The 15,253-nt window shown below is 66.2% G+C and carries 10 protein-coding genes and 1 pseudogene; 4 read left to right on the top strand and 7 right to left on the bottom strand.

Going from position 1 to position 15,253, the window contains the following annotated elements:
• Positions 1-431: 431 nt before the first annotated feature.
• Positions 432-3,755 carry an NACHT domain-containing protein gene (locus tag WME95_RS48395; RefSeq protein ID WP_437905939.1) on the top strand — a complete coding sequence of 1,108 codons (3,324 nt, stop codon included), beginning with the start codon at positions 432-434 and terminating at the stop codon, positions 3,753-3,755.
• A 359-nt stretch (positions 3,756-4,114) separates the two neighbouring features.
• Here the strand turns inward: WME95_RS48395 and WME95_RS48390 are convergent, their stop codons facing one another.
• The 7 genes and pseudogenes from WME95_RS48390 to WME95_RS48360 form a co-directional block, all read right to left on the bottom strand.
• Positions 4,115-4,936, bottom strand: coding sequence for an ATP-binding protein (locus tag WME95_RS48390; RefSeq protein ID WP_437905938.1), 822 nt, complete (start codon positions 4,934-4,936; stop codon positions 4,115-4,117).
• Positions 4,936-6,522, bottom strand: coding sequence for an IS21 family transposase (gene istA, locus WME95_RS48385; protein WP_437902024.1), 1,587 nt, complete (start codon positions 6,520-6,522; stop codon positions 4,936-4,938). The genes WME95_RS48390 and istA overlap by 1 nt, the downstream gene beginning before the upstream one ends.
• A gap of 595 nt (positions 6,523-7,117) precedes the next feature.
• On the bottom strand, positions 7,118-7,525 hold the full coding sequence (locus WME95_RS48380; protein ID WP_437905937.1) for an RNA polymerase sigma factor: 408 nt from the start codon (positions 7,523-7,525) through the stop codon (positions 7,118-7,120).
• Positions 7,526-7,608: 83 nt separating this feature from the next.
• A pseudogene (locus WME95_RS48375) lies at positions 7,609-8,038 on the bottom strand (IS66 family transposase); the annotation flags it as partial.
• Positions 8,039-8,278: a sigma factor gene (locus WME95_RS48370; RefSeq protein WP_437905936.1), complete on the bottom strand. Its 240-nt coding sequence runs from the start codon at positions 8,276-8,278 to the stop codon at positions 8,039-8,041.
• Positions 8,279-8,470: 192 nt separating this feature from the next.
• Positions 8,471-9,367 (bottom strand): helix-turn-helix transcriptional regulator, encoded by an 897-nt coding sequence (locus WME95_RS48365; protein ID WP_437905935.1) that lies wholly within the window; start codon positions 9,365-9,367, stop codon positions 8,471-8,473.
• Between the two features lie 120 nt (positions 9,368-9,487).
• Positions 9,488-10,618, bottom strand: coding sequence for an RNA polymerase sigma factor (locus WME95_RS48360; protein ID WP_437905934.1), 1,131 nt, complete (start codon positions 10,616-10,618; stop codon positions 9,488-9,490).
• Positions 10,619-10,735: 117 nt separating this feature from the next.
• Here WME95_RS48360 and WME95_RS48355 point away from each other — a divergent pair, with 117 nt between their 5' ends.
• From WME95_RS48355 to WME95_RS48345, 3 genes are read left to right on the top strand one after another with little or no spacing between them, the layout of a single operon-like run.
• Positions 10,736-11,965 (top strand): hypothetical protein, encoded by a 1,230-nt coding sequence (locus WME95_RS48355; RefSeq protein WP_437905932.1) that lies wholly within the window; start codon positions 10,736-10,738, stop codon positions 11,963-11,965.
• Positions 11,966-11,985: 20 nt separating this feature from the next.
• Positions 11,986-13,623 (top strand): hypothetical protein, encoded by a 1,638-nt coding sequence (locus WME95_RS48350; RefSeq protein ID WP_437911108.1) that lies wholly within the window; start codon positions 11,986-11,988, stop codon positions 13,621-13,623.
• Between the two features lie 37 nt (positions 13,624-13,660).
• Positions 13,661-15,232, top strand: a complete 1,572-nt coding sequence (locus WME95_RS48345) for a hypothetical protein (protein ID WP_437905931.1) — start codon at positions 13,661-13,663, stop codon at positions 15,230-15,232.
• The last annotated feature ends 21 nt before the right edge of the window (positions 15,233-15,253 follow it).

Here is a 15,253-nt window from a genome sequence, read left to right as displayed (position 1 = left end):
ACGAGTAGACCGCCAGTTCCCCGCTACTATCCCCAGCGACGCACGCTCACCCGGCGAACGGCACGAGACACCGCGACGAGCCTGAAGCGCTGGTGGGCCGGGCTTCCCCGCGATCCGCTCAGCCGGTGCGGGCGCGATCCGAATAGGCAGTCACTGAGAGCGGTGGGAGCCGACACGTGCAACGCGACGCACCGGCCCGCAGAAAAAACCGATCGCCCGACAGATTCTTTACGAGGATGCAGAAGGAGTGCGTACGCGGCTGCGGACAATGGAGCATCATGCGTGGCAATGTGCGACATCCTCGATGCGCCCCTGCTCGTGGTCGCGTCAGCTTCGTGATACCGTCTGCTAGCCACCGGATGGCAGCCTGCTCGCCACTTGAGCCGACGTGAAACTTCCTGCGAAGAGCGAACTTCGCCCGGAGCGACTTCATGAATACAGCCGACAAGATCCAGCATATCAAGGGTGTTGTTGACTTCCTCTCGGACGCCGCTGAAGCACTCAAAGACAAGGCTTCGCTCCTTGAGGCTATCTCCAAATCGGTGCCATGGTTGGGCGTCATCGGCAGTGCAGCAGCGGACGTACTTCCACCGCTTAAGTTCGTTGTTAAGTTAATCGACGGACTAACCAAAGAAGCGGACCCCAATAAGCTCGCATACATTGCCTGCACAACCGCATACCAACAGGCCGTCAAGCAGTCGATGCAACATGTTGGTCTGCCGAAGTCATTCCAGACGATCGCTCCCGGGATGCGCAGGGCGCTCAAGACAATGGGAGCGACCTCTGACTTAGATTTTTCTCGGCTATCGTTACCCGGTGCTTTACAGCATGCGTTCGTCAAAGAGGCCGACGAGTTTCTCAATATATTTCTGGAAGATTATGCTGGGTACGATGACCGAGAGCGTCGCGAAATAATCGATGGTGTTCACCAGCGCTTCACAAGCCATCTCAAGACGTTGCTCAGCCATGGAGACCTTAAAGACCGTTTTGCGCCTTTGACGCAGCGCTTGGAGATCGGCTCAAAGGAAGAGCAAGCGTATGGCGCGCTCCTCGATCACGGCGATGTGCAGCGGTGGCTATTTGAGGAAGCTCCTCTCCTAGGGCAGGAGCCGTTCTCACTTGCCGATGTTTACGTCGACACCGATTGTGGGGTGGTCCGCTGGGGTGACATTCACGGAGATGGCGCCAAGAAGAAGAGCCGGACCGAGCGCGATCCTTTCCTGGAGAGTTGCGGCGGACGGAAGCCACTGATTGATGAAATTCTACAACTCATGGCTGATCCGGAATTCAAAGACGCGATAGTGTTGCAGGGTGTCGCTGGAGCGGGCAAGTCGAGTCTTACTCTCCGCCTGTGCGCACAGCTGATCCGAGAGGGGTTACACCCGATTCGTGTACGCCTGCGGGATCTCGGGACAGAAGGTGAACTCCTTGATGCGCTGGCAAGTGCGGTCGTGCTCCATGACGAACGTCGTCATCCGGGGGGGCCGCGCTACGGCCGTCCGGAAGACCTATTCCTCAACGGACGAATCTTCGACGAATCCATCAAGTTCCGTGGCCATACGATCTGTCCATACGTGCTAGTACTTGACGGTTGGGATGAACTTACCGTCTCTAGCTCCGACGATTTCAGGAAACGCCTCGAAGGTGTCTTGGAAAAGGTGCGAAGCCGATTTCTGAACGCGGCACGGGGCGCCCGCGTTCGCGTGATTATTACCGGCCGTCCGTCGGTCGCGGTAGTTGATGCGCGGTTCATGAAGAGCACGACGCCCCTACTTACGATTCGCCCATTTACGCCAAATCAGCTGGGACACTATATCACGCGTCTTCATGCCGCCCAAGAAAAAGCGCATGGCAATCCGCAGCCGATGTGGCGACTGGGTAACATTGAGCGATATGAAATCATTATCGATCATTATAAGCAAAGTTGTCGACGAAATCGGGATCATGTCCTTGGACATCCCCTTCTCGCTTACATTGCGCTTCGCGTTATAGCGAACCAGGAGGGGGACCCCTCGACGATTTTAGGCAATTCAACTGATCTTTATCGAATGCTCGTAGACATGACTTGTGCACGAGCTGGAAAATCGGCGTACGATGAGGAGGATGAGCCCCATGCTGCAAAGTTTACAGGAGCCGAACTCCGCCGTCTGCTCCGCGCCACAGCAAGCGCAATCACAACCCTTGGGGGAGAGAGCATATCATACGATGAGCTCTCGTTAAGATTAAAATCAAGCAGCTTGTCGCTCGAATCCATTGACAACATGGAGGAGCACAATGTGCTTACAAAACTGATGATTAGCTTTTACTTCCGAGGTGGTTCACGTGACCTTGGGTGCGAATTTGCACACAAGTCATTTCGCGAGTATCTCTTCGCCGAACAAGTCGTTGAGACGCTGAAGGACTGTGCGGCACTGAATGCAAAATTTGCTGCATCTCGTTCAGCCGACGAATCCTGGAAGGACTTTCGATCTGACGAGATGCAATTTGAGATGTCGCGGCGACTCAGCGTGCTCCTGTCTGCGAAGTGGCTTGAACCCGAAGTGGTCTCCCATATATCCAGGTTGATCACGTGGGAAATTGCGGAACGGACCTCAGATGTTGCTCAGGAAGGATCGATCCCTACCGAGCAACTCGACCGGGACGGTTGGAGTCTGATACGTGACGCACTCGCAGATATCTGGGATTGGTGGGCGATGGGCGTTCATCTTCGACCAACAATCAGACTGAATCAATACCAAGCGGAGGTTGTGCAGCCGTCGTTTGCGAACGAATTGATTCGTCTGGCGGCGCCGCTCCACCTTGATCGCCGCTCCACCGAGCGCATCGTACTCGACGATATCACTGGGATTGATGCTCGGATAGGAGACGGATTGTTCCGTATTGCCATGATGGTTCACTATGAACTCGCTGTGGCAACTGGCTGGCTATCCTCTGCCAACCGAGATGCGTTCGATTTCGCTGAGCAAATCTGGTCGAGTGTTGCCGAGCGCGGCGTCGGTGCCCGTCGCCGCCAGTGCGTGGTACGCCGCCGCATCGGATCTGAATGGGTTCTGCTCTCACCCGAGAGTACGTATGGCGACTGGTCGCGCACCGAGGCTCGCATCAATGCCGCGAGAGATCGTCCGATGGGCTTTTTCCCATCCGGAATTAGCTTTTTAGGTGTGGATTTTCGCGACGCTGACATTGGAACTTGCGCGAACGGAAGTCACAGGCCTCGGGCAATGGCCACCATTAGATTTCAGTATTGCAACCTATCTAAGGCACGAATAACTAACATGTGGACACTCGGCCTTGCGTTCGTTTGTGCACCTAGCATCAGATTGCATAGATCGTATGTAAGATCCGCGAATCGCTGCTGCCTACGTCACGCTCGACTCTATCACGTCACCATCAGGGCATCGCATTGCGATCTTCGCGGTGCCTATCTAACGATGCGATTTTTCGAGGGCGAGCAAAGGGAGATGCTGCAGGATTGCAGGATAGATGGCATGGAATTTAGTGTCGCTCAACTGATTGCATCACCGCCGGTGAGCCAGTCTAGCCCTGAGTACCGTGAACTGACGATGTCGTTGGATGAGTGGGACACATTTGTAGCGCGGGTACGCGAATGGCAAAGACAGGACCCGTTTATGTTGCAGTTCTGGAGGCGCATAGATGGCTTGACAGAAAAAGCCATGGATGACGATGCAGGAAGGACATCAGAGAACGACGTCGAATTTGCCGATGGAGTACCACGGGACGCGTCGGAGTTCTGAATAGGATCTCCTTGTGCCACGTCGCAGGGTCATGGGGCCACCCCTTTGCAGGGTCATGGGGCCAGGGGGAGACGACGTGATCGGCCTCGACCATGCCCGAGACCGCGAAGCGTGTCGAGGTCCCCGGAGCCGGGCGCGAAGCGACCGGCGACGTCCCTCTTTTTTGCAGGGTGATGGGGCCACCCGGGCCCTCTGGCAGGTCCGGCGTAGGGGCCGCGACGCTCAGGAGCAGGAACGTTTACCCCGCCCCCGGCGCCCCTCGCGGCCACGTTGACGACGGCGGGCGAGGCGCGCCGAGTGGAGCGAGGGGGGGCAGCGGCGCGGCCCCGGGATCGACGTCCTCACCGGGGCCGCAGCGGTCATCGCCGCTTGTTGCGTGGATGGGTGGGCGGCTTGCTGCGCGCGGGCACCGGCGCGGCCGTGTTGCTCTCGTCGAGCTTCGGCTTGAGCCGTGGCCTGTACGACTCGCCCTCGATGATGAAGTCGAACGCCGCGTTCTTGAACCGATCGACGGCGCTCTGCGCGAGCAGCACGTCGTCGAACATCGCGAGCCACTCGGCCGTGTCGCGATTGCTCGTGACGATCATCGACGCGTGGCCCGTGCGTTCGAGGAAGAGCTGGTAGACGTCGCGGCTCTCTTGCTTGCTCATCACCTCGAGCGCGAAGTCGTCGAGGATGAGCAGGTCGACAGTCGTGAGCGCGACCCTCTCGGCATCGCGTGAGTTGTCGAGCCTGCTCTGGCGCAGCCTGCGCAGCATCGCGTCGGCGCGCAGGAAGCGCACGCTGTAGCCGTGCTGGCACGCGAGGTGTCCGAGCGCGTTCGCGAGGAAGGTCTTGCCCACGCCGACCGAGCCGAGGATGACGATGTGCTTGTGCTCTTCGAGGAAGCGCAGGCTCGTGAACCCACCGAGCAGACGCTTGTCGAAGCTGACCTTCGCGGCCTTGTCCCAGAGCTCCAGGCGCATGCCGGGATCGAGCCCGGCGTCGCGTACGCGGCTCTCCGTCGCGCTCGCCTCGCGGCGCCCGATCTCGTCGGTGAGCAGCATGAGCAACATCTCCTCGTGCCCCATTGACTGCTTCTCGGCCAGCAGCAGCCGCTCACGCAGCGTCGCAGCGATGCGGCCGAGGCGCAGGCGCTTGAGCGCCGTGACGAGCGCGGGGTCGACTTCGCTGAAGCTCATCACGCCTCCTCCTTCGTCGCGGCAGCCGCCAGCGTGCGTGTCGCGAAGTGCTCCGTGCTGCGCGCGAACCGCGGCGTGGGGAGCGCAACGACCTTGCGCTCATCCGCGAGCGGCGACGCGGGCGTCTTCGCCGTCTCGAGCATGCGCGTCACGCGCTGTACGTCGACGACATCGAACGCGAGCGCGCTCTGGCAGATCGCCTCGACGCGCCCGCTGCCGAACTTGTTGCACAGCCGCAGCAGCGCATAGACCAGCCGCATGCGCGTCCAGGGGAGCGGCACATCGAGCAGCCGCTCGGCGTAGATGCCGACGTGCACGCCGCACTTCTTCGCGCTCGTGATGAGCGAAGCCACGTCGCGCACCGCGGCGACGTCCTTGCCCACGGGGTAGTCGCTCGCATCGGTGGAGCGCTTGCCCGGCGCGACGCGCACGTGCACCTTCACGAGCTCCGTGCCCGCGTAGATCCTGACCGACGCGCGGTCGGCGCGGACGCGCACCGTGCTTCCAACGTAGCGCGTGGGCACGCTGTAGAGCGACCGCAGGACTTGCACGTGATGGTCGGGGTGCACCTTCGCGTCAGTCCAGTGCGGCACGTCGAACGGCGCTGCCGGCGCCGGCTTCATGGTGCCCTTCTCGCGTGACTCGAACACCTCGCGCGGCACCTCGCGTGTCGTGCCGTGGACTCGCGCTCCAGCGACGTCACGGCACCACCGCTCAGCGGACGCGCGCGCCTCGTCGAGGCTCGAGAACGACTCGCCGTCGAACCAGCTCTCGCGCACGTACGCGACCTGGTTCTCGACACGCGCCTTGTCCTTGGGCGACCTGACGCGCGCAGGATCCACGAACAGCCCGCGTGTCTGCGTGTAGTCGAGGAACGCCGGCACGAGCACGGGGGCGAGCTCGTCGGCGCGCAGCACGATGGCCTTCATGTTGTCCGGGAGGATCACGCGCGTCATCGCGCCGAAGAACCACCACGCCGCATCCAGGCCCGCGCATACCGCCGCAGTGGTCTGCTCGAACGACGGCCACACGAACTGGTAGCGGCTGTATGCGAGCGTCACCACGAGCGCCCACAGATTGCGAGCTCGCTGCGTCGCTGGGTCGAACAGCCTACCCATCAGGCCGAAGTCGATCTGCGCGACCTCGCCAGGCTCGGTGTCCGCGACGCGAACCGTCGGCGTCTTCTTGCGCCACGCGAGCTCCTCCATGGCAAAGCGCCGGAGTGTGTCGTAGCTCGCGCTGACGCCGTGGTCGCGCTTGAGCAGCAGGTGGATCTTCGTCAGCTTCAACGGCCGAGGTTGGGCGAGCCAGGCCTCGATGCGTGCGCGATACGCGCCGATCTCTTTCCACTCCTCGCTTGCGTCGGGCACCGGGCGCGCCTGCACACGCTGGGCGATCGCGTGGATCTCCTCGTCCGTCGGCTCGCGATCGCGCGACAGTGGCAACATCGCTGCGGCCTCGAAGTACCTGCCGACCGTCTTGCGATCGACGCCCGTCTCGCGCGCCACGTGACGCGCGCTCTGCCCCGCCGCACGACGGCGGAGCATTTCCTTGATGTCAACCATGATCAGCTCTCGGTAGGGCATCGGTCTCCTTCCGACGGCGACCCGCGCCGTCCTCGGAAGGAGCCCGTCTCAGATCCCGACCGCGGCGTCCCGAGCTGGCCCCATGAGGCTGCAAAAAACCTCGGAAGCTGGCCCCATGACCCTGCAAAAAACCGGGTCACGCCCCCGCGCGGGTGGCCCCATCCTCCTGCGTTTGGGGTGGCCCCATGACCCTGCAAAAAACCTCGGAAGCTAGCCCCATGAGGCTGCAAACTGGCATCTCCTTGATTGCGGTCCATCCGCTCTGCCGGTATTCGTAATCTACATGGGCCATCGAATCGGTGGCAAAATCTGCCGTATGTTGCCGCATGCAGCTGGCAAGCCTGACCCGTGTCGGAATCGAGCTGGTTGATGCTCCCTCGCTCGGGGTGATTGATGGTCATTGCGCCGGTGAGCGGGTCTAACTCGTGGATAGCGGCGGACGTGTCGAAACGCCTTAGCTGCCCCTCGCCACCGGTCTCGTACTGGCGTTCGCGTACGAATTTTGGATCGTTCGCCGCGACCTGGCGGGCCGTGTCATGGTGGTAGATGGTTGATATCGGGGAGGCGTGAACTCCACGCATCCCCCCGTTGGAGGCTAGCGCAAAGGCCGCCAGCGCCCGAGCGCCGCGGCAAGGCGCCCGCGGCCTCGGCGGAGCCATGAGAACGCGGTCCCGATGGGCACCCCGAGGCTCCGCGCGACCTCCGACACCTGCTCCCCCTCGCCTACGAGGATCAGGACCTTCCGCTCCCGGGGCTCCACCAGCCAGAGCAGGTCCAGGAGGGCGCGCGCCTTGACCTCGCCGTGGGACGACGGCGCCCGATCGCGGCGGCCGACGTGGGCCAGCGGATTCGCGGCGGAAACGTAAGCGCCCGGCCATCGCCATGGGCACGGCCCCTTGCGGCTCTCGCCGGGGTCGTAAGCGCTCGGCCATCGCCATGGGCACGGCCCCTTGCGGCTCTCGCCGGGGTCGACGATGCTGGGCGCGGGGCGGCGTCGGCCCACGACTCGGCGCGGGCACAGGCGGTCCTGAAAGAAGGCCCGGCGGGGCGCCATCCGCCTGCGTTGCCGGCCGAGGCTCGCGATGTTCAGGTCGCGTCGGCGTCGCCGGCGCTCGGAGCAGCGCGCGACGATCTCGCCCATGCGTCGGGCAGCAACTCGTCCAGCCGATCGCGCGGCCAGCCCGCCTGCAGCTTGCCGATGACGTCTGTCGCCCAGGCGAGCGGGTTGACTCCATGCATCCGACACGAGCCGAAGATCATATAGCCGACGGCCAGGCGCTGAGCGCCCTTATCGGAGCCCGCGAATAAATAGTTTTTTTCTTCCGAGGGCTACACGTCTTAGCTGCCGCTCAACCTCGCCGTTATCTATCTCGAAGCGTCCATCCGTGAAGCAGCGCCGCCACGCACCCTCCTGATTGATGGCGTACTGGGTAGCGGTGCAGAGCGGCGTGCCTAGTACGAGCCGCATGTGGAGCTCCTGAATCCACTGATTCAGCTCGCCCACAACGGGGAGCGACTAGTGTGAAGCAACGTGTACGGTGATCGCGTTCAACCAGCGTTCCGGCCTGCCGCGCTTCGGATCGAACCTGGGCCAGCTCTCCCAGGCATTGAGCCAGACTTGGCCTGCGACGTCGGTACTATGGCACCGTGGGACCCCCAGCCTCTCCAGCCAGCGCAGCACGGCACGAACCTGCGCCGGGCAAAACAAGCGCGCGTGCGCGGCGGCGCGCTCGTCTTCATTCGACAGACGATCCATGGCGTTACCCTCTCCCGCGGGCAATCGCCCGTAAGCGGGTGATGCCGCGCGTCCGCCTCATGCGGCACCGGTTCGCGGTCTTCCCCGTCCGCTACCAAAGGAAGACGTCAGCCGTAGCTGCTCAGTTCCCGCAGCGGCGGCATGCTCGCCAGCAGGCTCCTGATGGCGTGCAGCTGCGAAGCGCGGCGGCGCTCATCCATGGCTCCCTACGCCCGGAAGTGTCGTGTTCAGCGGAGAGCGCTCTGCGTCCTCCCAGTCGGACGCGTTGGCGGAGCTCGTCCCCCCTTCGTCACGCTGTAGCGGGAAGCTCGTCAGCGTGGCGGCGCGCTGGGCGAGCTCCGCCCCCGCGGCGGTGCGGACAGGGAGCGGCGACCGAAGCCGCGGCAACGCGGGCGGCGGGAGCTTCGCCCGCGGGCTCCTGGCCGCAAGCTCGGGAGACGGCACCACGGGCGGAGGAACGTCGAGCGCGCGGGGCGGTATCGTCGGCGGAGTCGGTGGCGCCGAGCTCGGCGCCGACGACGCCGCGGGAAGCGCCGAGCTCTCACGCTTGGTGCTGGGCGCACCGATCTGCACTACCACCGTCGTCTCCGCGTCCGTTCGGTGGTCGTCGTGCAGCCGCCACAGGCGCTCCCAGTACCGCGCAGGCGTGCCGGTGAAGGACTCCAGCTGCCGGGCAAGGCCGGGCGTCATCGGCAGGTCGCTCCTCAGCAACCGCTCCACCTCCCTCGGTTCCAACCCCGTGCTCTCGGCCAGCTTTCTCCTCCACGAAGGCGTCGTCGCGCAGAACGACTCGAGGACCCTTCCTGGCCAGGGGACGGGGCGCGTGCAGGCCTCCGTCAGCTCTGCGAGCGCCGCGTCGACATGACAGTCCAGAAGGCGCCGGTATCGGTCTCGCTCGCCCGCTGCCTGCTCCTTCGCATCGGTGAGGGCTGCCTCCTCGTCATCATGCGCGTGCTCGCGCGCCTCGCGAAGCCCGCGCTCGCGTCCCAGCGCTTCGCGCGCGGTGACCGCGAAGCCGATCGCGACGCACGCGATCATCGCGAGCCCGAGCGGCGACACCAGCCACATCGCCCCCAACATGTCTTCCATGAACTTTCGCCTTCTGGACCTGAGCGTTGTTGTCCGACGCAAGGCGGATCTCGGCGTTGCGCTGCGCGAAAGCAGCACCGCTATCCCCGCCTGCCTAGCTGTTGATGGGTAGCCGACGATTCAGCGAAGCTGCCTGAGCAGCTCTTCGCGCTCTGCGGCGAGCCGCCCTCGCGGGAACTGCCGCGCGTGGGCCTCGAGCAGCCGCCGAGCCTCGACGTCGGCCATGACGTCGTTGGCCTCGATGGCCCTCCGCGCCTGGTTGACCAGGCTCCTCTCGACCTCGCCGGCGGTCGGTCGAACGGCGCTCGCCGGAGGCGCGGCCCGGTGACTTCTCGTCGTCGCGTTCGAGGGAGCAGGCGTGCCGGTCGCCATCGCCTCGCCGTGCGCGCCTCCGTGTTCTATGCGCGACGAGATCTCGTGCGCGGTCGCCGCGGCGGGCGCCGCCACGTCGGGCGCCCCATCTCCGCTGGCGGGCCCCGCGGCGCTCTGGGCGCCATCTCGCGCGAGGGGCGCCACGGCGTCCTGCTCCGCGGGCGCGGTGGCAGGGGCGCGGACCGCCGCCGCCCTGATCCACGGTTCTAGGTCGGGCAAGGGCGGCACGGCGGAAACGAGCGCGCCGGTCAGCAGGACGAGCGCGGCCTGAACGACGATCCTCAGGCCCAGCCGGCGCAGCGAGGCCAGCCACGACGCGCGACGGCCGAACCCCAGTGCAAGCGGCACGCAGATTCTCCCGTCCCTTCCCTGAGAGCGCTCCTGCGCCTGCCACCGCCCCCCCTGCACCTCGAGCTCCTTGTGCGCCCGCCGGTGTCGCGTCTTCACCGTGTCCAGCGGGAGCCCCTGCTCGGCGGCGATCTCGGCGAGCGGGACCTCCTCGAGGTCGTGCTTGATCACGAGATCCCGGTACTTGGGATCGAGTTGGTCGATCAGCTGCCGGGCGAGCTTTTCCCGCTGCCGTCTGCGGAGCAGCTCTTCCGGCGTGGGGAGCTCATCTCGGATCTCGCGCTCATCGAACGACGTGAGCACCTCGCCGCGGCAGCGCGCGTCCCGGACGTGATTGCGCGCCTGGTTGACGGCGATCGTGACGCGGTAGGGCCCCGGATCTCCGCCCGGCTCGATCCGTTGGTCGGCGTCGAGCCCCCGCAGCAGCGCTTCCTGGGCGATATCCTCGGCGTTTCGCGCCGGTACACCGTGGCGCCTGGCCAGGCGCCGGAAGAGCTCGAAGCCGGGAGAGACGGTCGCTGGCTTGGCCACGGTAAGCAGCACACGCGAGGCGGCCCAAAAGGTTCAGAAAAATGAGTCGAGGAGCAACTTCGGTCGGACAATGTGCCGCATGTAGTCACCAAAGCTACACTTGGCCATGCCTGACGGATGGTTGAACGCATTCCCTCATCCGACCGCCAATTCCCACCGAAGCCGCCGAGACGTGGCGATTTCTGCCGGTTGACGCCAAGCAGCCGGCGTCGGTACCGTCGCGGCATGCGTTGCATTGCGCATTCGCTCTCGATTTTTCTTGCGCTCGGGGCCGCAATAGGCTTCCCGAACTCGTCCAGTGCGGACGATACCCATCCAAAGGCGGGACCGAGCGACGGGTCGGCGGTGAAGGAGCATGTTCGCCGTGGTCGGAGAGCGCGCAAGGCCGGGCAGTGGACCGAGGCAATCGCGGAATACAAGGCAGCTTTGGAGGCCGCTGACGCGGCGACCAGCACCGAGGTGGAGCGCGCGGAGCTCGCCGGCGAGCTCGGCCTTTGCGAGCTCGCGCTGCACAAGTACCGCGACGCGGCCGAGCACCTGGCCAGGAGCCTAGAACAGCGCGAAGCGTTGCCGGAAGCGCTCCAGCAGCGATTCGAGGCAGGGCAGCGCAAGGCAGAGCCGCACGTTGCGCGGCTCGTGCTCGGCGTCGATCCGCCCGACGCCGAGGTGCTCGTCGACGGCAAGCGCATCGGCCGGACCGCGCGGACCTACACGCTGTTCTTCGAGCCGGGCCAACACATGGTGCGGGGCCGTGCACCGGGCTGTAAGGACGCTCTTCATTACTTGCGCGCCGTGGCGGGCGCGGAGCACGAGTTCACGATGCCGTTGCTGTGTGCGGCGGCGAGCGGCACCAAGGAGGCGAGCGGCGCCAAAGGGACCGCGACCGCGACGCCGACTCCCGTACGCGCTTTGCCCCCTCCCCGCGCGCAGGCCCCCGGCCCGTGGGCCTCGTGGCCAGGGACGCTGCGTGTCGTGGGGATCACGCTCGCGACGGGCACCGTATCGACAGGCGCCATCCTCATGATCAGCGCCAGCAAGCTCGACCAGGACATGAGCGCTCGGCGTGACCAGCTCGAGAGCGACCCAAGATCGAGCTCGTCCATGTGCTGGCAAGCGCCAGAGCGCTCGCCATGCGGCGAGCTGCGGCGCCTGCGCGACGCGCGCAATCTGTCCGACCGGGTGGGCATCGCCCTGGTCATCACGGGCGGTGTGATCGGCGCGGCCACCGCCGCGTCTTTCTTCACCGACTTCTCCTTCCTGGGCCGCACGCCAGCTCAGGATCGGGTCCAGATATCGCCCGTCGTGACCGGGCACGAGACGGGCGTGAGGATCGAGGGGGTGTGGTGACCATGCCGGGTACCGAGCGGATGCGGCCACAGGCAGACCGAAGAGCGTTGGCCGCCGCCGTTGCTGTCGTGGTCTGTGCGTGGGGAGCGAGCAGCACGCTGATAGCTTGCACTTCGTACCGCGACGATTGTTGGGAAGTGATGGAATGCGCCCCTGCACCTGAGCCGACTTTATGTGACGGCGATCCATCGACGACAATGGCGCTCGATGAGTGCGGGGTGTTCGTCAGCCCGTTGTCGGGTGACGACAGGAGCCCTGGCACGAAAGACGCACCGGTGAAGACCCTGCAACACGCGATCGGGCTCGCCGCGCATGGGCGAAGCCACGGCGAGCAGCCGACCCGGCGCGTGTACGCGTGCGGCGGGTCGTTCGAGGAGAAGCTCACGCTGCCCTCGGGGGTTGACGTCTGGGGCGGGCGCCTGTGTGACGGCGGGGATTGGTCGTATGAGGGGTCATTCGGCGGGCCGGATCACCCGACGATCATCGCTCCGCCGGGGGGGATCCCGCTGCGGGTCCTCGGGGAGGAGGGTATGGCGCTCGCGGGGGACGACGCGACGTCGGTGATCGCCGGCGTACGCGTCGTGGCGGCGGACGCATCGGCGCCGGATGGAAAGTCGTCGATCGCGATGATTTTGAGCACGGGGGCCACGGCGATCGTGCAGGACAGCGTGATTGTCGCCGGCAACGGCAAGGACGGGGAGCCGGGAGAGGACGCGGACACCGAGCGGGCAGCGGACGGCCTTGAGGGGAACGACGGGGTGTCCGCCTGCACCACGGACTCCCCGACGGGCGCCCTCGCGGTCGTGACCGTGTGCGACGATGGCATCGAGTCCATCGGCGGCTACGGGGGCGACGGCGGGCTCGAGTCGGGAAGCGACGGTGCTCCGGGGCAGCCGGCGCCGGGGGAGAATCCGGAGGGCTACGGCCGCGCAGGGGTCGGCGCAGACGTCTCGTTATGCGAGGCCGGGCGCAGGGGCGCAGACGGCGCCGATGCCGGTCGCGCGGATGGCGCGGTGGGCGTGGGCCACCTTGGCAAGGAGGGATGGATCGGCGTCCGGGGCAAGGACGGGAAGCCAGGCGGCACCGGCCAGGGGGGCGGCGGCGGTGGCGGCAGCAAGTCGCGTGGGGAGATGGTCGCGTGTCGGGCAGGCCTACCCCAAGGGGGCGCCGCCGGCGGCTCGGGAGGAAGCGGCGCCTGTGGCGGTCACGGCGGCTATGGCGGCGGCTATGGCGGTGCCAGCATCGGAATCGTCGCGCTCGACGGCACGGATCTGACGATCGGGGCCAGCGACGTGATCACAGGCAATGGCGGTCGTGGCGGCGTGGGCGGGAGGGGCCAACTGGGCGGCATAGGCAAGCCTGCTGGCCAAGGGGGCTTAGGTTCTGGTGGTGGGATGTGGCATGCGTGCAAGGGCGGCGATGGGGGCAACGGCGGTCGCGGAGGCGATGCCGGCGGCGGGCTCGGAGGCGCAACCATCGGCATCGCCTACGTGGCGCCCAACTTCGCCATTCGACCCGGGACCTACATTCAGCTCGGAGACCCCGGTCATGGCGGCCCCGCGGGGAACGCCGGTGCCGGTGACGAGGTGGGCGAAGGGCAGCTAGGCCCCACGGGTGAAATTCATGCGTTCAGCGTGGGGAACGAGCCGCCCCATTGACTCGTGCCTTGCGAGACGTCGCCAACGAGGGATGCACATGAGCTTGAATTCCGCGATCCTCCTGCTCTTCGTTCTTCCGCTCGCCGCGGCCGGTTGCGGGACCGCGCCGGGGGTGGACGGCCCTGGCGGCGCGCCGCCGTGTGACGGTCCATCGACGTGTGCGAGCGATCCCGTCCCCGAGTCGGTCTGCCTGGAGCATCTTGCGGCGCGTCGGGCGATGGACGGCTGCGGTGTGTTCGTCATCCATCCGTTTTTCGGCGGTGACGACGCGAATCCGGGCACCAAGGACAGGCCGGTTCGTTCCGTCCGGCGCGCGATCGAGCTCGCGCGCACCGGGCGCGGTCGCGTGTTTCTTACCGACGATGCGTATCAGGAGACCGTCACGCTCCCGTCCGGCGTGGATATCTATGGAGGCTTCGAAACCGCCATCGGATGGGAACGCCTCAGAGGCCTGGAAAATCCGGTGCACATGATGACCAAGCTCGTCGTCGGCGCTCCCGGGCTCACCGCGCTGACCGTCGAGCCGACGCGCGCCGGCGACACCGGGGCTGCGGATGGGGTCTCGATCATCGACCACGTGCTCATCAAGAGCTCGACGCATGTCGGGATGGTCGTTCGGTCGGGCGCCGCGGTGGAGATCATCGGAAGCTGGATCGAAGCCACCGCGGGATTGAGGGGCGACCATGGGGAGGAATGGCCTTGGCCGTACCAGGCAGCGACGGGACCGGATGGGCAGTACGGGGAAGACGCGTGCTCCGCCGCCACGGTCCCGGGCGGGGCTCGCGCGGTGAACCCGTGCGAGGGAGGAATCCCGAGCTTCGGCGGCGCAGGCGGTGAGGGGCTTCCCGACGGGGCGGGCGACGGCGAGGACGGGCAGCCACGCGAGGCGTCAGACCCGACGGCCGGACGGGGGGGCGATGGGGACGCGCCGGGCGTCCATTGCCAACCAGGTCAGGTGGCGCTCCACGGCGATCCAGGCATCCCCGGTGAGCCGGGAAAGGGCCGCGGTCGGATCGATGAGACCGGATGGCACCCCGACAGGGCTGGCGACGGCACCCGGGGGACGCCCGGGCAAGGCGGCGGCGGGGGCGGGGGCCGTCGCGGCGGGCTCGCGGTGTGCGACGTGGCCTCCAAGGGAGGCGCCGGCGGCGGCTCCGGCGGTGCCGGCGGCTGCGGCGGTCGAGGCGGCCGAGGGGGCGAGAACGGCCAGCCGAGCATCGGTATCCTGGCGCTCCACGCCAAGGTGACGGTGCGCGACAGCACCATCACCGTGCGCGACGGTGGCCCCGGCGGCGACGGCGGGGGGCCGGAGGATGGCGGCAAGGGCGGCAGGGGCCTGCCAGGCGGCGCCGTGGGGGACGGCACGTGGTCCTGCGGCGGTGCCGATGGCGGCGACGGAGGCCCTGGCGGCCGTGGCGGCCCCGGGCGCGGTGGCGACTCGATCGGCGTCGCCTACCTTGACGAGGACCAGCTCACGCTGGAGGCGGTCACCTTCGAGCTGGGGCTGCCGGGCCCAGGCGGCACGAGCTGGAATTGGTCTGGCGATGAGATCACGGGGGAGGACGGCATCCAGGTCAAGACGCTTCGATTCCCCGAGTCGCAGGAATGAAGCCCATTGTCCTCCGCGCTG

This window comes from Sorangium sp. So ce327, assembly GCF_051530205.1.
Taxonomy (GTDB): domain Bacteria; phylum Myxococcota_A; class Polyangia; order Polyangiales; family Polyangiaceae; genus Sorangium; species Sorangium cellulosum_B.
This window is presented reverse-complemented; position numbering and strand designations above follow the sequence as displayed.

Bases quoted from the DNA above. Each gene is read 5' to 3' on its own strand.
- WME95_RS48395 (WP_437905939.1), top strand. From the start codon at position 432: ATGAATACAGCCGACAAGATCCAGCATATCAAGGGTGTTGTTGACTTC.
- WME95_RS48390 (WP_437905938.1), bottom strand. From the start codon at position 4,936: ATGAGCTTCAGCGAAGTCGACCCCGCGCTCGTCACGGCGCTCAAGCGC.
- istA (WP_437902024.1), bottom strand. From the start codon at position 6,522: ATGCCCTACCGAGAGCTGATCATGGTTGACATCAAGGAAATGCTCCGC.
- WME95_RS48370 (WP_437905936.1), bottom strand. From the start codon at position 8,278: ATGGATCGTCTGTCGAATGAAGACGAGCGCGCCGCCGCGCACGCGCGC.
- WME95_RS48365 (WP_437905935.1), bottom strand. From the start codon at position 9,367: ATGGAAGACATGTTGGGGGCGATGTGGCTGGTGTCGCCGCTCGGGCTC.
- WME95_RS48355 (WP_437905932.1), top strand. From the start codon at position 10,736: ATGGTTGAACGCATTCCCTCATCCGACCGCCAATTCCCACCGAAGCCG.
- WME95_RS48350 (WP_437911108.1), top strand. From the start codon at position 11,986: ATGCGGCCACAGGCAGACCGAAGAGCGTTGGCCGCCGCCGTTGCTGTC.
- WME95_RS48345 (WP_437905931.1), top strand. From the start codon at position 13,661: ATGAGCTTGAATTCCGCGATCCTCCTGCTCTTCGTTCTTCCGCTCGCC.